This is a genomic window from Alicyclobacillus vulcanalis (assembly GCF_900156755.1).
GTDB lineage: Bacteria > Bacillota > Bacilli > Alicyclobacillales > Alicyclobacillaceae > Alicyclobacillus > Alicyclobacillus vulcanalis.
On the sequence record NZ_FTOO01000007.1, the window covers coordinates 61737 to 84235 of the forward strand.

Sequence of the window (22499 nt, forward strand, 5' to 3'; positions counted from 1 at the left end):
TCCATCCGCAAGTGTTGTTTACTACGCTCGTACGCCGATAGCCTACACGATGCAGGATGAGGGAGGCTCACCGATGTTGGATCGCAGACAGCTTGCTCACCAATACATCGCCGGCGAGTGGCGCGACGGGCGAAGCTCGCGCGTCTATCAGAATTTGAATCCGTTCGATGGTTCACTCGTGGCCGAAATTCGTTTGGCGTCCATCGAGGACATCGACGAGGCGTATCGCGCCGCGGCCGAAGCGCAGACGGTCTGGGCCCAGGTGAATCCGTTTGAACGTCAGGCGGTGATGGAAAAGGCGCTGCGGATTTGGGAGGGTTACCGAGACGACATCATCCAACTGGTCGCGGACGAGATCGGCGGCACCTACATCAAAGCGGCCATCGAGTTCGAGCTCGTGAAAAACTTCCTGCGCGAGGCCGCCACCTATCCGCTCCGCATGGAAGGGCGGCTGCTTCCGGCGACCATCCCCGGCAAGGAGAATCGGCTCCTGCGCTTGCCCGCGGGCGTCGTCGGGATCTTGAGCCCGTTCAACTTTCCAATGTGCTTGTCCATGCGCGCTCTCGCGCCCGCGGTGGCGTGCGGAAACGGCGTGGTGCTCAAGCCGCATGAGGAGGCCGCGCTCACCGGCGGCACGCTGCTCGCCAAGGTGTTTGAAGAAGCGGGCGTCCCGCGCGGCCTCGTCAACATCGTCGTGGCCGACGTCCAGGAGATCGGCGACGCGTTTCTCGAACATCCGATTCCCAGGATCATCTCGTTCACGGGATCGACCGCGGTCGGCCGGCACATTGCAGAGGTGGCGGGCCGGCACCTGAAGCGCGTGACGCTTGAACTGGGCGGGAACAGTGCCCTCATCGTTCTCGAAGACGCGGATCTCGATCTCGCCGTGGATGCCGCGGTGTTCAGCCGGTTTACGCATCAGGGTCAGATCTGCATGTGTGCCAACCGCGTGATCGCCGTGAAGGACGTGTATGATGCGTTCTTGGAGAAGTTCGTCGATCGCGTCTCGAAGCTCAAGGTGGGTGATCCGCGGGATCCGCAGACGGTCATTGGGCCGCTCATCAACCGGCGCCAGGTTGATCGGCTGATCCAGGTGGTCGAAGCGAGTATCGAGCAAGGCGCGCGCGCCGCCTATCGCGGGCCGGTGGACGGCAACGTGGTGGGGCCCGTTGTCTTGGCCGATGTGCGCGAAGACATGGCGTGCGCGCGGGACGAGATGTTCGGCCCTGTGGTGGCGGTCATGAAGGTGGAGGACGAGGACGAGGCCGTGCGCGTGGCGAACAACAGCGATTACGGCCTGACGGGCGCGGTCATCACGCGCGATGTGGAGCGCGGTTTGCGCGTCGCGATGCGTGTCGAGACGGGGATGTTTCACGTGAACGATGGGACGGTGAACGACGAGCCACTCGTGGCCTTCGGGGGTGAAAAGGCGTCCGGCGTGGGGCGATACAACGGCGAGTGGGGCCTCGAAGAGTTTACGACGCTGAAGTGGATCTCCATCCAGCGCGAACGCCGGCAGTATCCCATCTAAAGAATTTTGACGGATTTCGAAAACTTGAAAACGCATTCCTTTATTCATCTCCCCGTGTTCCTCTTGTCGCTTCCGGCGTTCGCTTGTTACAATATGCACGGATGTCCAGCGCGAGGCCGTGCAGCGGTGGCGGCAGAGGGAGAGAGAGATGACAGCATCCAAGCTCAAGGGCTGCATCGAGGCTGACATCAGCAACGCTCTCACCAAGTGGGAAAAGGATTATCTGGGGCGTGGCTCGGTCTCGGTCAAGACGGATATCTTGCGAGACATGATTGTCGTTTCTTTGCATGGCATTCTTTCTTCTGCTGAGTACGCCCTGTGCGAGACGCGAGAAGGGATGCTGTCCGTGAAGCGCACGCGCACCAGTTTGGTGGAGTCGGGCGTCGAGGACCTGAAAGAGATCATCCGCCGCATCACGGGGGAAGAAGTGAAGAGCTTCTTCACAGATCTCAGCACGCGCACGGGTGAGCGCATCATGGTCTTTCGGCTCTATGAAGATTTGGAGCGCAAGCTATCGTCCGGCGAATTCCAGGAGCCGCGCGAAGTGGTGGATGCCGGTCGCGACGCTTGACGGCGTGGACCTCGGCGTTCGCATGCAGATGGATACGCAACGTATGGATACGCAACGTTTCGCTCATCAAGGTGCGCACCCTGTGGCGCACGCGGTGCGTGTGTGAATCATGTCAGGCGGATCATACGCATAAGATCAGGCGCAGTGCGTGAAGCGCTAGGCCTCTGACAAGGGGTCGGCGAGGCGCGCCTGCCCTTGGTACAAACCGGGAGTTTGTTCAGCGGCGTTCGTTGACGAAAAACCGGCGTGACTCAAAGGTTGAGGTATTCTCCACCTTTGGGCGCGCCGGTTTTTTCATCTTCATGTCGAATTTGCGCGACGTCGTCGCGCCCATCAGGAGGATCTGCATGTACATGGACCATCTGGCCGTCGAGATCGCATGGCTGTGGGGGGGATGCTGGCTGCTCGCGCTCGTATCGGGCGCCTCGGTTGTCAAACAGCGTGAGCCTTCACCCCGGTTGCGAGCACACTTTGTCGCCGTCTTCATGGCTTTCCTCGCGTCCGTAGCGGGTTTCGCCGTGGCTTTGACCGCGCCACATGAGCCCTTTCCCTTTGCTCGCCTTGGGTTCTTGGTGGCGTCCTACATCGGGGCGCTCGGGCTGGTCGTGCAGGGGTTTGCCGCGCGCCATCTGGCGGGAGACGAGCGATACGGCGCTTATTTCCTCTGGATGACCTGGGCCATGGCGTTTGCGAGTGCCACGTGGCTGGTCCAAACCGCTTGGGCGTTCGCCCTGTGTTGGCTCTTGATGAATCTCGGGCTCATCCGCCTGATCTCGCTTCCGCGCCGCAGCCGCGCTGTCCGATCCGCCACGAGGGCCGCTTGCTGGCGGCTCGCGCCGAGTATCCTTGGCGTTCTGGCGATTTGCGCCTGGCTCATGGCCCTACACCCCGAGTCCCTTGCTCAGGGGATCACCGCGCTCGCGCATCGGAAGGAAGAGGCCCTGTGGGCGGGTGTCCTGCTCGCCGCCGTGGCGCTCGCGCAGGCCGGCAACTGGCCGTTTGGGCGGTGGCTGCTCGAGTCCGCCGTCACACCCACGCCCGTGTCCGCGCTGATGCACGCCGGCCTCGTCAACGCAGGCGGGCTGCTCCTGACCCGATTCGCGCCGGTCATGCAGGCGGCCGGCTTGGTGCCGGCTGTGCTTCTCCTCGCGTTCGCGTGGTCGAGCGTCCTCGTCGGCACCGGCGGCCAGATGGTGCAGACGGATTACAAGCGTCAGCTGATCTCGTCCACCATGGCACAGATGGGCCTCATGCTCATGGAATGCGCCCTTCATGCGTACGCGCTCGCCGTCTGTCACCTCGTCATGCACGGCGTTTTCAAGGCCGTCCTCTTCCTGCGATCCGGCGGCGCCGTTCCCAGCCCATCGGAGGCTTTGGTCTCTCCTGAGACGGGCCGCGGCCCCCAGGCGCTTGGCGTCGCGGTCGGCGCGCTGTGCCTCGTCGCGTACGTCTTGCCCGACGCGTCGAGCGGCCCGCGGCTGTTCACCGGCTTCATGCTCGCTGCGTGCTGCGCCGTCGGGATCGGCCGCATTGCCAGTCTCGCGAGCGGCAGGTGGCTCGCGCTCATCGGACTCGCCGCGATGGTCGGGGCCGCGGAAGCGCTCCGCGCCGTGCTCATCGGCGCACTGGTGCACTTCGGCGTATCCGTCCAGGCGATCTCGCCCTGGTGGGCGCTGGTCGCGACGCTTCTCATCGCACTGCAGGGCGGTGCGATGGTCTGGTGGCGGGCTCGGCCGGATCGCGAGACATCCGTGCGCGCGTACGCCTGGCTGGTTCACATAACGGAACCGCGCGCTCAAGCGATGGAAGCCCAACCGGAAGCTTTGCAAGCGTTGATCCAGGAGGCGATGCTCAGATGACGCATATGGCCCAACCGGCGACCAGCGGACAAGTCACGTCCTCGACCGCCGCGGCCGCCGCTCGCCTCGCGGCGGACGTGACCGCGGTGCAGTGGCCCATTTCGACCTTTATCGCTCGACATCCGTGGCCGGCGCTCGAGGGCCTGCCGTTCCAGACGGCGATGCGCAAACTGCAGGCGCAAAGCGGCGTGCGCCTGTATCCTTCGATGTCGGTGTTTTTCGACGCGATGCGACGCGGCGAAATTGATCCAAGGACGCTCGAGGTGCGTATGAAAGAGTACCTGGAACATGCCGTGCCGGAGCATCTTCGGGAACCGTTCGCAGCGCTGCAGGAGGCACTCACGCACGAGGCGGAAGAAGCGCCCGACATCTCGCCCGCCGCCATGGCCCTGGCCGTTCAGGCGGCTTCCGCGCCGAACTTGCCGGACGAGGCGCTTCGCTTTGCGCTTCCGTCCGACGAGGAGCGCGAACGGGTGGACGCGCTGACGATTCGCTATCTGAAGCTCTACCTGGACCGCGGTCAGTCGGCGTGGGCCATGCCGCGGCGAGAGGAGGGCCTCTACAGCTCAGTCCGGGCGCTCGCCGAGCGCGATCCGGCGCTCCGCCGCGAGGAGAGACGCCGCGTGCAGGAGATGCCCAACGCCGTGGACGACGCGCTCGCCTTTGGACTCGCGCACTTCGCGGTGGATCCGGAGTTTGCCGCGGACTACTTTCGCGTTCACTTCCTTCGCTTTCCTGGTTTTGTGGGCGCGCTCCGCTACTTCGGCCGGGCGGAGGGGCGGGAGGAGGAGCGCCTGCGCGAGTTCCTGGCGGTGCGCGTGCTCCTCGAATGGGCCATCGCGGGCGGTGCTCGGCGCTCGTTCCTTCCGCATCCGAATCTCGCAGGGCTGGCCGAAAGCGCCGAGCAGATGCTGCGGCGCCTGAATCACGCGGCGGGGCCGGATCTGCTTCTCGCCGTGCACCGGTATCTCGTCGTGGATCGATACGCCGTATGGCTCGAAGCCTGGGAGGAGACGCTCGAGGCCGAGCTGATGGCCCTGCAGGGCGGCGGGCCGCGCGCCTGCGACGCGCCTGTTGCGCAACTGCTCTTCTGCATCGATGTGCGCTCCGAGAAGATGCGCCGTCATCTGGAACAGGTCGGGCCGTACCAGACGTTTGGCTGCGCGGGGTTTTTCAATCTGCCCGTGTGGACGAGATCGCTCGACAATGCGTACGCGCATCCGAGTTGTCCGGCCATCGTGGAGCCGGTCGCAGAGCTGCGCGAAGAGCCGTTGCACGCGGGGGAGATGCGCACCTACCGCGCGTTGCGCGGGGGCTTGCGCGCCGCGACCAAGAGCTTCAAAACGGCGAAGCAGAATAGCGTGGCTTCGCTGGCACTGCCGGAGGTGTCGAGCCCTTGGCTCGGCATGGGTGCGCTTGTCTTGATGGTCCCGCGCGTTCGCGCCGCGCTCGGCAGAGGATGGCGTCGCGTAGCGCCGGTCCCGAAGACGAGCTGGGCCATCGAGGCTCATGAGGCCCCGGGCGCTGAAGGGATGGGGCCCTCAGCCGAGGACCTGGCCGATAGGGCGGCTGACTTGCTTCGGTCGATTGGGCTTACGCGCTTTGCGCCGATTGTCGTGGTGTGCGGGCACGAGGCGCGTGTCGAGAATCAGGCGCACGGCGCCGCGTTCGACTGCGGTGCGTGCGGGGGAGCCTCCGGGAGGGCGAATGCGCGCGCCTTTGCCGCACTTCTGAACCGACGCGACGTGCGATCCCGCTTGGCCGAACATCACGGCATCCGGATTCCTGAATCGACGCAGTTCGTGGCGGCTGTGCACGTGACGACGACGGACGAGATCGCGTGGTTGGACGTGCCGGCGCTGTCGGGCGACGCGCTTCGGGCGTTCGAGGCGCTGCGAAAGGACGCGATGCGAGCCTGTGAGCAGGCGAGACGGGAGCGCTGCCTGACGCTACCCGCAGCGCGGCCGGCGCTGTCGGAAGCGAATAGGCGCGCGCACGATTGGTCCGAAGTGCGCCCGGAGTGGGGGCTCGCCGGAAATCGGGTGTTTTGGGTGGGGATGTTTCGCGACTTGGCGAGACCGGAGGCCGGAGACTCGTTCCTGCACAGCTACGACTTCCGGGAGGACCCCGATCTTCGTCTTCTGCGCGCCATCGTGGACGGGCCCGTGACCGTCGCGCAGTGGATCAATCTCCAATACTATGCGTCAACGGTCGCGCCTCACGTGCACGGCGCCGGCGGCAAGCCGACGATGACGGTGACGGCCGGGATCGGCGTGATGCAGGGTAACGGGAGCGATTTGCTGCCGGGGCTGCCGTGGCAGTCGGTGGCGAGCGACGACTTGCACCTCTATCACCGACCGCTGCGCCTCACCGTGGTCATTGAGGCGCCGGAGGAGGCCGTGAGGCGCCTGCTGCGCGAGGATGAGCCCTTTCGGCGGAAGGTGGAGGGCGGTTGGCTTCGGCTGTGGGTGCGCGATCCCGTCCGCGGCGCGTGGGTGCGCGGCCAAGCGCTCGCACGTGTGCTGGAACCTCATCCCTGATGTTCACACATCGTTGAACAATTGGGCGTCTTCTCCGTTGTGTGCAGGTGCGGGATCCCGTATGATCGGCTCGAACAGGCGATTTGTGCGCAAATGAATTTTGAGGATACGGCGAAGAAAGCGCGGGGTGAACTCGTGATCGAACATGCAGCACCTGGATTTCACCAGGGGATGGAACTGTATGCGATGGGCGAATTCGGAGAAGCCCTGGAGATCTTTTTAAACGAGGCGAGATCGCTCGAAGGCAAGGTGCCGCAGCGAGCGGGCGTGGCGTACCGGCAAGCGGCCATGTGCGCGCGGCAGCTGGGGCGCATGGATGAGTACGACCACTACATGCGACTTGCGGGCCGAGAGTTTCTTCGCGCGAGCGAGCTGCCGGATCAGCCGGCGCAGCACATTCGCGAGTACTCGCTGCTCGCGGCGCAATGCTTTTTGGCGGTTGAAAACCTGGACTTGTCGTCGAAGAGCGTCAGCCGCGCGAAGACGGTCGATGTGGCGCTCAAGGAGCCCGTTTCCGGCATGATCGAGAGTGCGGCGTCTCCGGCAAAGGAAGGCGCGCGTGTGGCGTATATGCCACTGTCCTCCCGTTCCGCTGAAGCCCGCGCGAGCGAGCAGGATGGGCGCGGGGCCGAGGAGGATCGGCCTGAGCGGGAAACCCGGGACGCCGAACCGTCTGCCGGATCGGGTGAAACCGCGAGCGACGCTGCTTCCGACGCGCTCTATCCCGACCTGGGCGCGGTGCTGCGCCAAATTCAAGAGCGGCTCGCCGGGCGGATGGGAGAGGGCCCGGGGCAAGAGGAGGCGGTGCAGCCGAGCCGTCCGGCGGAGCGCGGTCCCGAGTCTGCCGACATGCGCGCGGGCCATGGGCGCGAGAAGGCCGCGTGGGTCCCGGACATTTTGGAAGAGCTCGCGGAGATGCACAACATGGTGGCCGACCTGCAGAAGCGCCTCGTGGCCCTCGAGCGCAAGATGTATCGCGCCTTGCGCGAGGATGAGATGGAGGGGCGCAAGTGAGCCGTTCGCGCGTCGCGCCGATGTCCGACGTCCTCCTCGCGACCGAGGGGACCTATCCGTATACGCTCGGTGGCGTGAGCGCCTGGGCGGATCGCCTCATCCGCGGATTGCCGGACCGGTCGTTTACGGTCTACGCGGTGGTGGCCAATCCGGGCACAGGGCTGCGATACGAATTGCCGCCAAACGTCGACCGGTTGCTCATGGTCCCGCTCTGGGGGACGGATCGCCACGAGGAGTTTTCGTGGAACGCTCAGTTTGCCCGCCCATTTGGCCTGCGGCGGGCCTTTCGGCGTGAGTTTTTGCCCGCCTACGAGGCGTTTGTCACGGCCTGTCTGCGCCCGGCGGAGGTCAAGCTCGCCGACGCCCGGGAGGCGCTGTGGGTCTTCGCGCGCTTCGCCGAACAGGGGCTGATGAAGTACGCGCTGCGCCATCGCGCCACCTGGGAGGTGCTCCGCGCCCGCTTGGCTGAGCATCCCGTCTTTCGCCACCTCGTCCTTTTTGAAGCGGTCGATCTCGGCAAGCTTCTCTACCGCTACCTGGCGCCGCTCGCGTTTCCCGCGCCCGAGGCGCGCGTGTATCACGCATCCGCGGCGGCGTTTTGCTCGTTGCCGCTGATTGTGGCGAAGGAGCGCTACGGCCGCCCGCTCGTCATCACGGAGCATGGAGTGTACTACCGCGAGCGGCTGTTGAATCTCGCGCGGCTCAACCGCGCTGCACCGTACCGCTACTTCCTGTCGAGCCTCTACAGCCTCGTCGTGCGCCTCGCGTATGACGCGGCCGACAGCGTGGCACCTGTCGCGCGCTTCAACGCCAAGTGGGAGGAGCGCCTCGGCGTGCCGCCCGCCAAAATCCATCCCATCCCCAACGGCGTGGACCCTTCGGCGTTCGACATCACCCGTCCAGCCGGATCGGGCGAAGATCCGCTGCGCCTCGTCATGGTGGCCCGCATCGACCCGCTGAAGGACATCCACACGGCGATCCGCGCCATGCGCAGCCTCCGCGACGTCTACGGCCGCAGGCCCGATCTCGAAGGCGTGACGCTCACCATCTACGGGCCCGCGCCCGATCCGGCCTACGAGGCATCCTGTCGCGATCTCGTCCGAGCGTATGGGTTGGAGTCGGTGGTGCAATTCGCCGGGCCGACCCATGAGGTGAACCAGGCGCTGAACGCGGGTGACATCGCCGTGATGTCGAGCTCGTCCGAGGGATTTCCGTACGCGGCGGTGGAGGCCGTCATGGCGGGCCGGCCCATTGTCGCCACGGACGTCGGCGGCATGCGCGAGATCGTCCGCGAGCCCTACGGCATGTTGGTGCCGCCAAGGCGGCCGCGGGAGCTCGCCGACGCCATCGCGCGCATGGCATCGAAGCGCGCCGAACTGGCAGAGCTCGGGCGCTTGGGCCGCCAGCGCATGCTGGAGGAGTACTCGCTCGATCAGTTTCTCGCCCGCTATCGGTCGTGGTACGACGAATGGACGGACAAAGGGGACGCAAACGATGAGTTCAACGCTTCCAATTCCTGATGCGCGACGGGCCGACGAGGTCACCCAGGAGCTGCACGCTCTCGCGTACCTGGTGGTGAGCCGCCAGCCCCATCCCCGCAATCCGCTTGAAGTCGCGGTTCATCTCGAGGACTGCGGTTACGGAGATGAGGCGGCGCGGGCGTTCGGCTTCCGCGACGTGTTTGAGCTCGCCGAAGAAGTCTGGTCGCGCATCCCGCTCTACCAGACTCCGGACGAGCTTCGACGGCCAAGCCCGCTCGGATGGTTCCGCCGCGCGCTGGAACAGTACTTCCGCGGTGTGGGCTACACGTCGCCGTGGATGCTCAGCGTCTTGGCGCTCTTCATCACGCGCATCGCGCTCTGGTCGTCGTTGTCCGCGTCTCAGGAAGTGGCCACCGCGGTGAGCCTTGCGTTCTTTGTGGCCACGGCCTGTGCGGGTGCGGTGTCTCAGGTGTTCGCCGTGCGAGCCCTGTTCTACCTCGGCCAGGGCAACTGGCTCTTGTTTCGCTGGATCGCGACGCGCGCGATTGTGCCCGGTTCGGCCGCGTCAGCCCTGGTGATTGCGCTCGTGTACCGCTTCGCGATTGCACCTACGTACGCCCCGGCTTACGGCAACCTGTTTCTCGAATACGCCGTGGCCATCTACTTATTCCAAATCGCGCTCGCGCCCCTGTACATGCTGCGCCGCATCCTCGGCCTCATCATCACGACGGGCGTGGCGCTCTTCGTGACCTGGATCGCCATCTGGACCATCGAGCGCACCAACAGCGGCGCGTACGGCGTCCAGGCCGTGCAACAGGCGCAGATCCTCGGCCTGTGCATCGCCGGCGCCGCGGCGCTCATCGGCGCGTATTCGTATGCCGTGATGCGATCCCGTCGGCAACTGCGCCGCTTGTTACCGGAAGAAGTGGGCGACGGACCGCATGACCGGCCGACTCGCGACCAGGCCCGCGCGAGCGTTCAAATTCCGCGCTTCGTGCCCGTCTGGCGCCAGCTCTGGCTGTACGCCGTCTACGGCACAGGGTATTTCGCCATGCTGTTTGTCGATCGCGTCGTGGCCGGGATCCATTTCGGCGCCCTTCAGGGCGCATTGCACTACGTCTATCCGCCGACGTATGAGTTGACGACGGATCTCGCGACCCTTGAATTGTTCCCCATGATGGGCTTTGTGTTCTACTTCATGACCGAGCTTTCCGACCGGTTCCTCGGCTGGCTCCGGACGTACCGCGTGACCGAGAGTCGCGGCTTCCACCGCAAGTTGTGCCTGTTTTTTGCGACGCGGGTTGCCATCCTGGCGGCTGTGGGTGTCGCCATTGGGCTCGTGGCGCCGGACATCCTTCTCAAGCTTCCTTCGACGCTCATCGCGCCCATTTTGGTCGCGGGCCCGGCCTACATCGCGGCCTTGCACATCGCAGCCATCGTGTACGGCATCCTGCCGGTCGGCCTGTTCGCGAGCCAGTTCCTGTTCTTTTGGGGCGTCCGGTTTGCATCGGCTTGGGGGGTCTGGGCTGGCACCGCCTTGGGCGGCACCGTCGCCGCCTTGGCCGTTTCGAGGGGAGACGCGTACGCCGTGTACGGCATGGCGGCTGCCATCGGCTGTTTCGTGGCGATCACGCTTATCTTTGGGTTCAGAACCGCCATGAGAGGAGATTTTCACCTGTATGCCAGCCATTGAGTCGTCGAGATCGGGCAGGCTCCCTTATCGGCCGCTGGAACGCGTCTTCCTTCTCGGGTCGCTCATCCTGGCCGCGGGCTTGGTGTCATGGGGGGCCTGGACGGAGCGCAGTCAGCGCGTCGTGCAACCCGTTTTGAGCGGGCCGGCCGGCGCGCTCGCCGTCGAGTCGCCGCCGGTCGTCACGAGTTTTCGCACGCCGTCGCAGCCGGTCCACTCGCTGCAGGGCTCGACCTCCTTGCTTTTGCCGCCTTACTATGGCTGGGAGGCCAACGGCAGCGCGGGCCACGCGCTCGGCTACGTGCAGGTTCGGAACGGGCTGTTAACCGTCGGCGTCCGCGAGGGGACGCCCGAGTTTCGCGGCTACTTTCTGACGACGCGCAACCCATTTCCTTCCGGTTGGTACGCGCACACGTGGGCCGTTTCGCCTCCGGCGGTAGACCAGGGCATCGGGGAACTGGTGTTTGCGGTGCAGACCGCGTCGACGGACCAGACCGGTCTCATCAACTACGTGTTTGTCTCCTTGGTGACGACGCGGTTCCACGGCAAGATGCGCTCCACGTGGGAAGTCGGCTACGCCTACGGTTACGAGCGAAACGCGCACAGCGTCATTCTGAAGAAGCTGCCGGAAAGCGCCGTTTCACCCGTGGACGGCAAGTATCACATCGTGGTGTGGACCAATGGATCGACGGGGTATCGCGCGTGGATCAACGGGCAAGAGGTGTACGCGTCCAACACCTTGCACATGCAGATTGCGCCTCCGCTCGACGCGTACCTCGAGGTGCAGGAAAAGGGGACGGCATACGCAGTTCAGTATCAGACGTTTGCCGCGGTTCCCGGAGACGGCGTGACGGTGCGAGGGTTGCCGGAGGGCGCCACAGTCCATTGGGGAGGGCATTCGTACACGCCCAAAAACGGCGTCTGCGTGCTTCCGCTTCCCGCAGCCGTCGGGGAGAGGCAGGGGCAGCTCACCATTCAGGCCAACGATAGGGAGACATCCGGCACCATCCAGCTGTGGGCAGGCGAAGTGCTGCAGTATGAGCCGAGCTGATGCGCGGGCTTGGCGGTCCCGCCGCAGTCGATCCGGCCGCAGTCGATCCGGCCACAGTCGATCCGGCCGCAGTCGATCCGGCCGCAGTCGATCCGGCCGCAGTCGATCCGGCCGCAAGGCCGCGATGGCGCCGCGGCGTTGACCCGGGTAGCCTGAGCCGCGCGCGAGTGCGACCCGTTTTCGCCGTGTGACCGCCTCATTTACCAGGCGCTGTCCGGGCTCTGAGGCGGGTTCGCTTCAGCGGCGCCGTGCGCGCCTGGCCCCTGGCCCACTTCTCTCGCACTCGCCGCCCGTTCCGCCTCCATGCTCTGCACCTTGGCCTCAAGCTCTGCGATGTGGCGGTTACGAGCCCGAATCTCCCCGCGCAGGCGCCACGCGTGGATGGACCAGAGAATCGCCATGAGCACCATGCCGAGCAGGACAGAAAGCAGAATGACGAGGACCAGATTGACGCGTTCTCGGGCAAACACGAAATTGACCGACACATCGCTGGAATTTGCCAGCGTGAAGACGACGATCACGACCGCAAACACCACGGCACCAAGCACTTTCCACCGCATCGGGCCACCTCCTCGCTGGTTATTCGAAGTATACCATGCAGGGCATCCGCGCATGTAGAACTTGACAACGCCTTCCGCAAGCGCAACGCTGAAGGCGTGAACCCAGGGTCTCCTGGACAACCCATGTCTGCAGAGGAGGACGACCATGCCTCACGTGTTTCGGCCCGAACACGCCATGCGACTGCTCTCCGAAGAACGGCAACGCCTGCTTCCTGCGGCGCGCGTCCTGGATGCGCTCGACTTGAGGGCGCCATGCGACGCGGTCGACATCGGCGCGGGCCCGGGCTACTTTGCCCTGCCCCTCGCTCGCTTGGCGCAAGGGAAGGTGTACGCGGTCGACCTGTCGCCCGAGATGCTCGACATGTTGCGCCAGCGAGCCGCGGACGAGGGCGTGTCTGTCGAGGCGGTGCAAGGCTCCGCCGACCGCCTGCCGCTAGAAGACCACGCTGTCGATCGCGCCCTCATGGCGTTTGTGTTGCACGAGGTGCCGGATCGCGAACAGGCCGTGCGCGAGGTGTATCGCGTGCTTCGGCCCGGTGGTCGCTTTTTGCTGCTCGAGTGGGACAAGCGGCCGATGGAGATGGGGCCACCTGTGGAAGAGAGGCTGTCCGTCGAGGCGTGCGAGGCGATGCTCACTTCTTCGGGGTTCCGCGTGTTGCACCGCATCTACCCGAATGACGTGCATTACGGCCTCGTGGCGGAACGCGGAGCGTGATGCGCAACGCGCCAGTGGCCACGCGGCATGTCACAGGGCGGGGGCTTCGCTCCCGCGCGCCCGGCCAACAAATACCCAAATTTTCATGGAATTACACAACTTTTCGCCGGCGCGTGGTATACTGGGGTCAGCGAAGCCTGACGCCCTACGTCGCTGTATGGCCATCTCAACGAGGAGAATGGAGTGGAAGGCGATGAGCGACAACGAGAGGCCCTGGAAACAGGGAGACGAGAAGCGCGTGGTGTTGAGCGGTCACAGGAGACCCCCTCATCCCCAGGCGATTGACCGCGGGCCGGTGACCGCCGGCGAGCGCGTGTCGGTGACGGTCGTCCTGCGCCGCGCACGCGACGAGGAGCTCAAGTCGCGCGTGCACAGCGAGTCGCAACAACGCCCACACGCCCGCCATCACCTGGATCGTGAGGCGTTTGCGGAGCAACACGGCGCATCCCTCGACGATTTCGCAGAGCTTCGGCGGTTTGCGGACGCGCACGGCCTCACGCTGGAGCGGACCCATCAGGCCGCGGGTCTCGCGGTCCTCTCCGGTTCCGTCGACGCGGTGAACCAAGCGTTTGGCGTCGAACTGCGGCAGTTCGACCATCCGGGCGGATCGTACCGGAGCTATGTCGGCGAGGTGAGCTTGCCCGCCTCCATCGCGTCCATCGTCGAAGCGGTCCTGGGGCTTGACACGCGCCCCGTTGCCCGGCCGCACTTTCGGCTAAGAAGGGCAGAACCCGGCGAGGCCGAGGGTTTTGCGGCGCGATCGCAGGCGAGTTCCGGGGCATACACGCCGCTCGAGGTCGCGCAGGCGTATCAATTCCCGGAAGGGCTCGACGGGTCGGGCCAGTGCATAGCCATCATCGAGCTGGGCGGCGGATACGACGAGCAGTCCCTCGCCGAATACTTTGCGTCCCTTGGCGTGCCCGCGCCGCAGGTGGTGAGCGTGTCTGTGGACGGCGCCACCAACCAGCCGACGGGAGATCCGAGCGGCCCGGACGGCGAGGTCGAGCTCGACATTGAGGTCGCGGGTGCCCTCGCGCCAGGGGCGACGCTCGCCGTGTACTTCGCGCCGAACACGGACGCCGGCTTCCTCGACGCCATCACCACCGCCGTGCACGATCCGACGCACAAGCCGTCGATTGTGTCCATCAGTTGGGGCGGCCCGGAAGACAGCTGGTCATCCGCCTCGCTTTCCGCCATGAATCGGGCGTTTCTCGATGCGGCGGCGCTCGGCGTGACCGTGCTCGCGGCGGCGGGCGACAGCGGATCCACGGACGGCGAGCAGGACGGCCTGTATCACGTCGACTTTCCCGCGGCGTCGCCGTACGTGCTCGCCTGTGGCGGAACGCGGCTCGTCGCAAACGGCGGGACCCTTGAGCGGGAGACGGTGTGGAACGACGGCGCAGACGGCGGGGCCACGGGCGGCGGCGTCAGCCAGGTATTTCCGCTCCCGTCCTGGCAGGAGGGCGCAAACGTCCCGCCGTCGGCCAACCCGGGCGGCGGCAGCGGCCGCGGCGTGCCGGATGTCGCGGGCAATGCCGATCCGGCCACGGGCTACGAGGTCGTGATCGACGGGCAGACGACGGTGATCGGCGGGACGAGCGCGGTGGCGCCGCTTTTCGCCGCGCTGGTGGCAAGATTGAATCAAAAGCTCGGCAAGCCGGTCGGCTACTTGAATCCGACGCTCTACGCCTTGCCGCAGGCGGACGTCTTCCACGACATCACGCAGGGCAACAACGACATCGCCAATCAGGCGAGGATTTATCAGGCGGGGCCTGGATGGGACGCGTGCACCGGGCTTGGCAGTCCTATCGGCGTGAAGCTGCTGCAGGCGCTTGCGCCGCAGGGCGCAACGCCAGAGGCGTGATCCGCCTGACCTCCCGCGCGGCATCAGGCAAGGAATACAATTGCGAAAGTTTGCAAGCGGTGATATAGTAGCGCCACAAACAGCTGGCGTCGACGCGGCGACGCCCGGGTAGATTCCGGGCGCCGCTCGCGTGTGTGCCGGGGAACACCCGAGCCGCCGAACCCAGCGGATCCTGCGAAGGAGGAGAGAATCACTTGGCCATCACCGCCTCAATTGGATTTCCCCGCATGGGGCCTCGCCGCGAACTCAAGCGGATGGTGGAGCAGTTTTGGCAAGGCAAGATTGAAGAGGACGAGCTCATGGCTCGCGCCGCTGAACTGCGGCGGCTTCGCTGGCAGGTCCAGAAGGACCACGGCGTGACGTGGATGGTGGCGAACGATTTCTCGTTTTACGATCACGTCCTGGACGCCGCCTGCCTGTTTCAGGTCGTACCCGATCGATTCCAGGGGCTTGCCGCGAATTCGCTTCAACAATATTTCGCCATGGCGCGCGGAACGCAGGACGCCACGGCGCTCGAGATGACCAAGTGGTTTGACACGAACTATCACTATCTGGTGCCGGAATTGAAGCCGGATCAGGTGTTCACGCTCGGCGTCAACAAGCCGTTGAACGAATATTTGGAGGCGAAGGCGCTCGGGTTCGACACGGTGCCTCAGCTGATTGGGCCCATCACGTTTCTCAAGCTGTCCAAGGTGGTGGGCGCAAAGGCGGATGCGCTCGCGCTTCTGCCGAGCCTCATCCCGGCGTATCAGGCTTGGCTCGCGTCGTTGCATGAGGCGGGCGTGGCGTGGGTGCAGCTGGACGAGCCCGCCTTGGTTTTGGACCTCTCGGACGCGGAGCGCCAGGCGTTTGTCGACGCGTATGCGGCGCTCGCGAAGGCGGATCGCCCGAACATCCTCGTCGCGACGTATTTCGGTTCGCTCGGCGACAATCTGGCGACGGCGCTTGAGCTTCCCGTCGAAGGGCTGCACCTGGATTTGGTGCGCGGGTCCGATGCGCTGCGGCACGTCCATGCGCTCGGGTGGCCGAAGGGCCGCCGGCTGTCGCTCGGCGTGATCGACGGGCGCAACGTTTGGCGCGCGGACCTCGACACGGCGTTCGCGCATCTGGAGCAGGGCGTGCACCTGGCCGGTGCGGAGCACGTGATGGTGGCTCCGTCGTGCTCGCTTTTGCACGTGCCGTGGGACGTGGAGCTCGAGACCGACATGGATCCGGAGATCCGGTCCTGGCTCGCGTTTGCGCTGCAGAAGCTGGACGAGATGGAACTGCTGAGGCGGGCGCTCGACGAGGGCCGCCAGGCGTGCGAGGCGGAACTCGAGGCGAATCGGTCGCTGCTCGCGTCGAGGCGGGGTTCGGCTCGCTTGAACCGCGAGGACGTTCGCGCCCGGCTGGAGGACGCGAAGACGTGGGACCTGAATCGCCAGTCGCCGCACGCGGTGCGCAAGGAAAAGCAGCAGGCTCGGTTCAACTTGCCGCTGCTTCCCACGACGACCATTGGATCGTTCCCGCAGACGCAGGCGGTGCGGGACGCTCGCGCCAAGTGGCGCAAGGGCGAGTGGTCCGCGGATCAGTACGAGGCATATCTGCGCGGCGAGATCAAGCGGTGGATAGACCTTCAGGAGGAGATTGGGCTCGACGTCTTGGTGCACGGCGAATTCGAGCGCACGGACATGGTCGAGTACTTCGGCGAGATGCTCGATGGCTTTGTGTTCACCAAGCACGGCTGGGTGCAGAGCTATGGTTCCCGCTGCGTGAAGCCGCCCATCATCTTCGGCGACGTGGCCCGGCCCGAGGCCATGACGGTCAGGTGGAGCACGTACGCGCAGTCGCTCACGGACAAGCCCGTCAAGGGCATGCTGACCGGGCCCGTGACCATCCTGCAGTGGTCGTTTGTGCGGGACGACATCCCGAGGGCGGAGACGTGCCGGCAGATTGCGCTCGCGATTCGGGACGAGGTGTTGGATCTGGAGGCGGCCGGGATCGGCATGATTCAAATTGACGAGCCCGCGCTGCGCGAGGGGCTGCCGCTTCGCCGCGCCGAATGGCAGGCGTACCTCGACTGGGCGGTGGAGTGCTTCCGCATCGCGTCGTCTGGCGTCCGGGACGAGACGCAGATTCACACGCACATGTGCTATGCCGAGTTTCACGACATCATGCCCGCCATCCAGGCCATGGACGCGGATGTCATCTCCATCGAGACGTCGCGATCGCACATGGAACTGCTGCGGGCCTTCGAAGACTTCCGCTACGAAAACGACATCGGCCCGGGCGTGTACGACATCCACAGCCCGCGCGTGCCCTCCGTGGAGGAGATGGTGCAACTGCTGCGCAGGGCGGCCGAGGTGATACGGCCCGAGCAGCTGTGGGTCAATCCGGACTGCGGCCTGAAGACGCGCGGCGAGCCGGAGACCGTGGCGGCGCTGCGCAACATGGTGAGCGCGGCGCAAGAGATGCGCGCCTCGCTGTCCCAGCCGGTGCGCTGAGGCGATTTCGGGCGTGCCTGCCTCCGGGGGTATAATGGCGATGGGCCCTTGGTGCCCGCCGCAAACCGGGAGGAGGCCTGCCTATGGACTGGGGCTTGACCAAGGGCGAGACGGCGCTTTCGGCGCTCGATCTCGTCCCTATCACCGAAGGAAGCACGCCTGCAGAGGCGTTTCGGCGAAGCGCCGAATTGGCTCAGCACGCGGAGCGGCTCGGATACCGCCGGTTCTGGGTCGCTGAGCATCACAGCATGCCGGGCATCGCGAGTTCCGCCACGGCCGTGGTCATCGCGTATCTGGCGCAACACACGCGCACCATTCGCGTCGGATCGGGCGGCGTCATGCTGCCGAATCACGCGCCGCTCGTTGTGGCGGAACAGTTTGGGACGCTTGCCGCGATGTTCCCCGGCCGGATCGATCTCGGCCTCGGCCGCGCGCCGGGCACGGACGCGCCTACGATTCGCGCTCTGGGCGGAGACCCAGACCGCCATGGGCGCGATTTTCCAGAGCGGCTCGCCGAGCTCATGCGGTACTTCCATCCTCCAGAGAGCGAGGCGCGCCGCGTGCGCGCGGTGCCGGGCGAGGGGGAGGATATCCCCATCTGGCTCTTGGGCTCGAGCGACTTCAGCGCCCGCTTGGCCGCGGAGCTCGGCCTTCCCTTTGCCTACGCGAGCCACTTTGCGCCGGATTACCTGATGATTGCCCTCGAGACGTATCGGGCCAACTTCAGGCCCTCGCCGTGGCTGAGCGAGCCGTACGCCATGGTGGGCGCGGCTGTGGTGGCGGCGCCTACGGACGAAGAGGCTCGGTACCTCGCCTCGTCCTCCCAGCTGCAGCAGCTCTCGCTGATACGGGGCAAGCCGTCCCGCCTACAGCCGCCGGTGGAGCGCGTCGAGGAGCTGTGTTCGCCGTACGAGTGGCAGGTGCTGCAGACGCGAGGGCGCCTCGCCATCGTCGGCGGGCCCGACACCGTCCGCCAGCGGCTCCGCGCGTTTATCGATGCGACGGGCGCGGATGAAATCATCATCGCTTCGCAGATTTACGATCACGGCGCGCGCATGCGCTCGTACGAAATTGTGGCGGACGTCATGCGGTCTTGAGCGCAACCTCGATGAGAAAGGCCCGGGTGTCTCGAAGACCCCGGGCCTTGTGGTTCGGATGGCACAAAAACGCGTTTCGCCGGCGCAAGGGCGCGCTTCGCCGAAGGAGCGGCGCCGACGTGTCGCGCGGGCGCACCGCGCGCAGGGCGTGAGTCATTTGGGCCGCTCGAGCGTCCAGATGTGCCCGAGCAGGCTGTAGTCGTTTCCGGCGAGCCTCGCGACCGGCGCGAGGCCGTGCGGGTCGATTCGACCCTCGTGGTACAGCGATTCGTCGATGTGGAAGCGCACGACGCGTCCAATGAGGAGATCGCACGCTGGAGCCTGCCTCGTCCCTCCCAGGGGGAGCGCGTGTTCCAGCACGCATTCCATGCGAACGCGCGCCTCGAGCACCCCGGGTACCTCGATGGCCTCGCTCGGGACGGGCGTGAGCCCTGCCAGAGCGACCTCGCTTTCGTCCGGCGGAAGGGTCGCCGCGGTCTGATTGATCTTTTCCGTATACGGCTCGCTCACGATGTGGACCACAAACGCGCCGGAATCCACGGCGTTGCGCGCCGTGTCTTTCGGCTGTCCGTTTTGCCGCTGCACGGACACCGAAACCATCGGCGGAGCCGGCGTGACGACGTTAAAAAAGCTGAAGGGCGCGGCATTCAGCACGCCAGCCTTCGAAAGGGTCGTGACAAACGCGATGGGCCGGGGAATGACGGCGCCGATCAGGAACTTGTAGCACTCCAGCGGCGTCATCTCGTTCGGGTTCAAGGACAACACCTCAATCACCTCTCCTCCCAGATTGCCCTCTCCAAGCCCAAAAGTCAAACACCTATACCGGTATGGGTAAAATGGTGAATGAAAGCGATTTCTGATCTCTTTGTGTTAGATTACTTAACAATTTTTCTGAAAGAATCCGCGTTTCTGTTGATTCTCCGCGCAAACCCTGATATAAATAGTGACACAAGGTCTCTAGGGTTCCGCCGGCCGGTGCCGGGCCTGGTCCGAGAGAGACCAGCTCTCGTTCCGAACGAGAGCCGCACGGAGGGATAAAAGCCCGGGAGGTTTCTGATCTTGGGTTTTTATCCCTTTCTTCGTTCACGAGAAATTTGTTCACGTAAACCATGATCACAGAAGGGGCGGTTCGGCATGGAGAATTCGTTGGCCTTTGTCGACGCCGCGAGGCTGGAGCACCTCGGCTACGACCAACAGCTGAGCCGAAAACTCCACCTGCGGGACGTTGTCGGTCTCGCCATCGCGAACGTGTCGCCCACGATGGCGGTATTGCTTCTCACGTCTGGCGTTTTTTCCATCGGCGGGACGTTCGCCATCGGTGCAGATGTCCTGCTCGGGGCAGTGGTCATCCTCATCTCCCTTTGCCTGGCGGAACTCGGCGCCCTGTTCCCGGTGGCCGGCGGCATGTATTCGCTCGTCCGCTTCGTGCTACCCGCGCCCTTGGCGTTTGTCACACTGTTCAACTACTTGATCCAGGGCGTCATCCTGCCGGCGAGCATCGCGCTTGGCATCGGGCAGTTTGTCAAGGACCTGTTTCCACATCTCGCCCTGTCTGAGCCGGTCATCGCGCTCGCATCCGTGGCCCTGGCTGTGGCCATTGGCGTGGTGCGGGTGGAGCTCGGCGCCTATGTCACGATGGCCATGGTCTTCGTCGAGCTCGTGGTCCTGTCGACCGTCACGGTTGCCGCGTGGCTGCATCCCCACCAGTCGCTTTTCGCCGTGACGTTTCACCCGGTGTATCTCGACGGACATTCGCTTCGCCCCGTGACCCTCGGCATGATGGCGGCGAGTTTGGCCCCGGCGTTCAACATCATTAACGGATACGACGCCACGCTCGGGTTCTCGGAGGAGCTGGTGGGCGGCCCGAGCAAGCTTGCGCGCGCCGTGATCACCGCGGCCACCACTGCTGCCATCGCCATCGTGGTGCCGCTCACCTCGGCCGTGGTCACGGCGCCGAACCTCAAGGCGTTCTTCGGCGCGGCGAGTCCCGTCATCTATGCCGTGGAATCCTCGCTCGGCCCGAATTTCCGGATGGTTCTGGACATTGGCGTCTGCATCGCCCTATTCAACTCCATGCTCGTCTACTTCATGTACTTCGGCAGGGTGTTTTACACGACCGGGCGCGATGCGCTGTGGTGGCGGGGCGCCAACCGACGGATTGGCCGGGTGAACCGGTTCAAGGCGCCAGGCCTGTGCGTGCTGCTTCTCGGCCTCCCGACGGCGGTGCTCCTGTTTCTGAGTCAACTGAATTGGCTGATCATCTTCTCCGGCACCGTCACCACGGTCGTGTATTTCTTCATCGGGCTCGCGGCCATCTGGAGCCGCATCAAGTTTCGCCATGAAACACGGCCGTATCGCATGCCGGCCTGGCCGCTCGCTCCGGTGGTGGTGACGCTCTTCACGGCCTTCGCCATCGTCACGCAGGAGCCGCAGTACCTGCTCGGCGAGGCCGTGCTTGCGGCCGGATCGCTCGCGTGCTACGCGCTCTCGCGCTTTGTGTGGTCGACGCGCCCCGCTCGCGGCGAGTCGGAGTGGCAGGAGGACGCGGCCGGCTGATGCCGGCGGTCGGCGCCAGGCACGCGCCGCCCACCACGTCACATCCCAACAAGGAGGTTGGTGAGATGAATCTCTCGTCTCTCACGCCGATGTACACGCACTCGATCCCGTCCGGCGGCCGCTGGTCCATGCGCCTCGGCCGCGGCAAACGCCTCGTCTTGCGCGCCGAAGGCCCCGGGGCAAACGCCCATCTGTGGCTGTACCGCGCGGATCATCCCGCCGAGCGCCTCAACGTGCCCGATACGCTCAAGGCCCAGCACACGGCCAAAATCTCGCTCTACGACGTGCTGATGAGCGACGAGGGCCGTGCCATGGCGACGCTCGTGCACGACACCGTCGGCTGGCACGATCCGCTCTCGGGGGTGATGACGCGCGCGGATGTCGACAGGCGTTACGGCGAGACGAACTTTCAGCGCCACCGAAACGCCATGCTCCGCTCGGGCTATGAAAACGCCGTGAAGGAGTTGGTCCGAAACGGCCTCGACGCGGGCGATCTCGTCCCACCCATCAACCTGTTCTCCAAGGTGTGGTGCGACGAGGACGGCCAGATGCACTTCGTGACGGAATTTGCCCCGAAGGGAAGTGAGGCGGGGCTGCGCATGGAGATGGACGTGATCGCCATCGTCAGCAACACGCCGCACCCGCTCGACCCGCGCAGGCCGTACCCGTCTGTGCCGCTCAGCCTGGCGGTGTATGCGGATGAGCCGACTCGCCCGGACGATCCCCGCCTGAAGACGGACGAGGCGCGCAGGGCGATGGAGAACACGGTGTGGCAGTATGCGCTGTTGAGATAAGGAGGCTGGTTGAGATGCCATCGCTTGCGTTTGATCCCCGCCGCGACGTCGTCACCGCCGACACGCGCCTCGTCTTGCCGAGCGGCGAAGGCTTCATGTGCACGCTTCAGCCGGGCGACGTGCTGCGGATTGTGGATTTGGAAGGCAATCAGGCGGTTGACACGCTGTTTTTCGACGCGGATCGGCCGTATGACCACTACAGCGCCGCGAAGACCATCGCTGCACAGGGCAACCTGTATCTCACCACTGGATCGGTGCTGCTCACCGAGTCGGGCCGGCCGCTCGTGCGGCTGGTAGACGACACCTGCGGACGCCACGACACGCTCGGCGGCGCGTGCTCGGCGCAGAGCAACACGGTGCGCTACGGGCACGACAAGGTCCACATGCACAACTGCCGAGATACGTTCATGCTGCAAATCGCCATGCACGAGCCGCGGCTCGCGAAGCGCGACTTGGCGCCCAACGTGAACTTTTTCATGAACGTGCCCGTGACGCGGGACGGCGGGCTGGAGTTCGCGGACGGCATCTCGGGCCCGGGCCGCTACGTGGAGATGGAGGCCATGACCCGGGTGATGGTCCTGATGAGCAACTGCCCGCAGCTGAACAATCCCTGCAACGCCTACAATCCGACGCCCGTGGAAATCGTCATTTGGCGTCGCGGAGCCTGAGATTTTGCATGCGCGGTGAGGAGGA

Annotated in this window: 18 protein-coding genes and 1 riboswitch; of the genes, 15 read left to right on the plus strand and 3 right to left on the minus strand. The window is 65.2% G+C overall.

The features are described 5' to 3' along the window. Positions 1 to 73: 73 nt before the first annotated feature. A complete protein-coding gene (locus BW934_RS09170; protein ID WP_076347351.1) occupies positions 74 to 1531 on the plus strand; it encodes an aldehyde dehydrogenase family protein in 1458 nt (485 codons plus the stop codon). A 148-nt stretch (positions 1532 to 1679) separates the two neighbouring features. Beyond that, on the plus strand, positions 1680 to 2102 hold the full coding sequence (locus BW934_RS09175; protein ID WP_076347353.1) for a Na-translocating system protein MpsC family protein: 423 nt from the start codon (positions 1680 to 1682) through the stop codon (positions 2100 to 2102). A 217-nt stretch (positions 2103 to 2319) separates the two neighbouring features. Here BW934_RS09175 and BW934_RS15345 read toward each other — a convergent pair whose 3' ends face one another. After that, positions 2320 to 2451 (minus strand): hypothetical protein, encoded by a 132-nt coding sequence (locus BW934_RS15345; RefSeq protein WP_268758054.1) that lies wholly within the window; start codon positions 2449 to 2451, stop codon positions 2320 to 2322. On the opposite strand from BW934_RS15345, the gene BW934_RS09180 reads away from it, so the two are divergent. The 6 genes from BW934_RS09180 (at position 2450) to BW934_RS09205 (ending at position 11737) form a co-directional block, all read left to right on the plus strand. After that, complete coding sequence (locus tag BW934_RS09180) at positions 2450 to 3961, plus strand: NADH dehydrogenase subunit 5 (RefSeq protein WP_143232616.1); 1512 nt, start codon at positions 2450 to 2452, stop codon at positions 3959 to 3961. The genes BW934_RS15345 and BW934_RS09180 overlap by 2 nt on opposite strands. After that, positions 3958 to 6501 (plus strand): DUF2309 domain-containing protein, encoded by a 2544-nt coding sequence (locus tag BW934_RS09185; protein ID WP_084182556.1) that lies wholly within the window; start codon positions 3958 to 3960, stop codon positions 6499 to 6501. The genes BW934_RS09180 and BW934_RS09185 overlap by 4 nt, the downstream gene beginning before the upstream one ends. Before the next feature lie 93 nt (positions 6502 to 6594). Then, positions 6595 to 7515, plus strand: a complete 921-nt coding sequence (locus BW934_RS09190; RefSeq protein ID WP_234969705.1) for a hypothetical protein — start codon at positions 6595 to 6597, stop codon at positions 7513 to 7515. Then, positions 7512 to 9035 carry a GT4 family glycosyltransferase PelF gene (gene pelF / locus BW934_RS09195; protein ID WP_234969706.1) on the plus strand — a complete coding sequence of 508 codons (1524 nt, stop codon included), beginning with the start codon at positions 7512 to 7514 and terminating at the stop codon, positions 9033 to 9035. The genes BW934_RS09190 and pelF overlap by 4 nt, the downstream gene beginning before the upstream one ends. Next, positions 9010 to 10689, plus strand: coding sequence for a hypothetical protein (locus BW934_RS09200; protein WP_076347355.1), 1680 nt, complete (start codon positions 9010 to 9012; stop codon positions 10687 to 10689). Before pelF ends, BW934_RS09200 begins: the two co-directional genes overlap by 26 nt. Next, positions 10676 to 11737: a hypothetical protein gene (locus tag BW934_RS09205; RefSeq protein WP_076347357.1), complete on the plus strand. Its 1062-nt coding sequence runs from the start codon at positions 10676 to 10678 to the stop codon at positions 11735 to 11737. Before BW934_RS09200 ends, BW934_RS09205 begins: the two co-directional genes overlap by 14 nt. 200 nt (positions 11738 to 11937) lie before the next feature. Here BW934_RS09205 and BW934_RS09215 read toward each other — a convergent pair whose 3' ends face one another. Beyond that, positions 11938 to 12297, minus strand: coding sequence for a LapA family protein (locus BW934_RS09215; RefSeq protein ID WP_076347359.1), 360 nt, complete (start codon positions 12295 to 12297; stop codon positions 11938 to 11940). Positions 12298 to 12442: 145 nt separating this feature from the next. On the opposite strand from BW934_RS09215, the gene BW934_RS09220 reads away from it, so the two are divergent. From BW934_RS09220 to BW934_RS09235, 4 genes are all read left to right on the plus strand, one after another. Continuing rightward, entirely contained in the window at positions 12443 to 13012 is a 570-nt protein-coding gene (locus tag BW934_RS09220; RefSeq protein WP_076347361.1) for a class I SAM-dependent methyltransferase, read from the plus strand. Between the two features lie 193 nt (positions 13013 to 13205). Then, positions 13206 to 14876 (plus strand): S53 family peptidase, encoded by a 1671-nt coding sequence (locus tag BW934_RS09225; RefSeq protein WP_076347543.1) that lies wholly within the window; start codon positions 13206 to 13208, stop codon positions 14874 to 14876. 194 nt (positions 14877 to 15070) lie between these two features. Next, positions 15071 to 17359: a 5-methyltetrahydropteroyltriglutamate--homocysteine S-methyltransferase gene (gene metE, locus BW934_RS09230; RefSeq protein ID WP_076347364.1), complete on the plus strand. Its 2289-nt coding sequence runs from the start codon at positions 15071 to 15073 to the stop codon at positions 17357 to 17359. An 83-nt stretch (positions 17360 to 17442) separates the two neighbouring features. Beyond that, positions 17443 to 18456, plus strand: coding sequence for an LLM class flavin-dependent oxidoreductase (locus tag BW934_RS09235; RefSeq protein ID WP_076347369.1), 1014 nt, complete (start codon positions 17443 to 17445; stop codon positions 18454 to 18456). Positions 18457 to 18609: 153 nt separating this feature from the next. Here BW934_RS09235 and BW934_RS09240 read toward each other — a convergent pair whose 3' ends face one another. After that, positions 18610 to 19221 (minus strand): flavin reductase family protein, encoded by a 612-nt coding sequence (locus BW934_RS09240; protein ID WP_076347545.1) that lies wholly within the window; start codon positions 19219 to 19221, stop codon positions 18610 to 18612. A gap of 181 nt (positions 19222 to 19402) precedes the next feature. Beyond that, positions 19403 to 19507: riboswitch (guanidine-I (ykkC/yxkD leader) on the plus strand. A gap of 83 nt (positions 19508 to 19590) precedes the next feature. Between BW934_RS09240 and BW934_RS09245 the strand changes: the two genes are divergently transcribed. From BW934_RS09245 to BW934_RS09255, 3 genes are all read left to right on the plus strand, one after another. Then, entirely contained in the window at positions 19591 to 21012 is a 1422-nt protein-coding gene (locus BW934_RS09245) for an APC family permease (RefSeq protein ID WP_076347371.1), read from the plus strand. A gap of 65 nt (positions 21013 to 21077) precedes the next feature. After that, the gene (locus BW934_RS09250; protein ID WP_076347373.1) at positions 21078 to 21806 is read left to right on the plus strand and encodes an urea amidolyase associated protein UAAP1; all 729 of its coding nucleotides are present in this window, start codon (positions 21078 to 21080) and stop codon (positions 21804 to 21806) included. A 14-nt stretch (positions 21807 to 21820) separates the two neighbouring features. Continuing rightward, positions 21821 to 22474, plus strand: a complete 654-nt coding sequence (locus BW934_RS09255; protein WP_076347375.1) for an urea amidolyase associated protein UAAP2 — start codon at positions 21821 to 21823, stop codon at positions 22472 to 22474. The last annotated feature ends 25 nt before the right edge of the window (positions 22475 to 22499 follow it).

Bases quoted from the DNA above. Each gene is read 5' to 3' on its own strand.
- BW934_RS09225 (WP_076347543.1), top strand. From the start codon at position 13,206: ATGAGCGACAACGAGAGGCCCTGGAAACAGGGAGACGAGAAGCGCGTG.
- BW934_RS09205 (WP_076347357.1), top strand. From the start codon at position 10,676: ATGCCAGCCATTGAGTCGTCGAGATCGGGCAGGCTCCCTTATCGGCCG.
- BW934_RS09245 (WP_076347371.1), top strand. From the start codon at position 19,591: ATGGAGAATTCGTTGGCCTTTGTCGACGCCGCGAGGCTGGAGCACCTC.
- BW934_RS09255 (WP_076347375.1), top strand. From the start codon at position 21,821: ATGCCATCGCTTGCGTTTGATCCCCGCCGCGACGTCGTCACCGCCGAC.
- BW934_RS09170 (WP_076347351.1), top strand. From the start codon at position 74: ATGTTGGATCGCAGACAGCTTGCTCACCAATACATCGCCGGCGAGTGG.
- BW934_RS09185 (WP_084182556.1), top strand. From the start codon at position 3,958: ATGACGCATATGGCCCAACCGGCGACCAGCGGACAAGTCACGTCCTCG.
- BW934_RS09235 (WP_076347369.1), top strand. From the start codon at position 17,443: ATGGACTGGGGCTTGACCAAGGGCGAGACGGCGCTTTCGGCGCTCGAT.
- BW934_RS15345 (WP_268758054.1), bottom strand. From the start codon at position 2,451: ATGCAGATCCTCCTGATGGGCGCGACGACGTCGCGCAAATTCGACATG.
- BW934_RS09220 (WP_076347361.1), top strand. From the start codon at position 12,443: ATGCCTCACGTGTTTCGGCCCGAACACGCCATGCGACTGCTCTCCGAA.
- BW934_RS09180 (WP_143232616.1), top strand. From the start codon at position 2,450: ATGTACATGGACCATCTGGCCGTCGAGATCGCATGGCTGTGGGGGGGA.
- BW934_RS09175 (WP_076347353.1), top strand. From the start codon at position 1,680: ATGACAGCATCCAAGCTCAAGGGCTGCATCGAGGCTGACATCAGCAAC.
- BW934_RS09190 (WP_234969705.1), top strand. From the start codon at position 6,595: ATGAATTTTGAGGATACGGCGAAGAAAGCGCGGGGTGAACTCGTGATC.
- BW934_RS09250 (WP_076347373.1), top strand. From the start codon at position 21,078: ATGAATCTCTCGTCTCTCACGCCGATGTACACGCACTCGATCCCGTCC.
- BW934_RS09200 (WP_076347355.1), top strand. From the start codon at position 9,010: ATGAGTTCAACGCTTCCAATTCCTGATGCGCGACGGGCCGACGAGGTC.
- BW934_RS09215 (WP_076347359.1), bottom strand. From the start codon at position 12,297: ATGCGGTGGAAAGTGCTTGGTGCCGTGGTGTTTGCGGTCGTGATCGTC.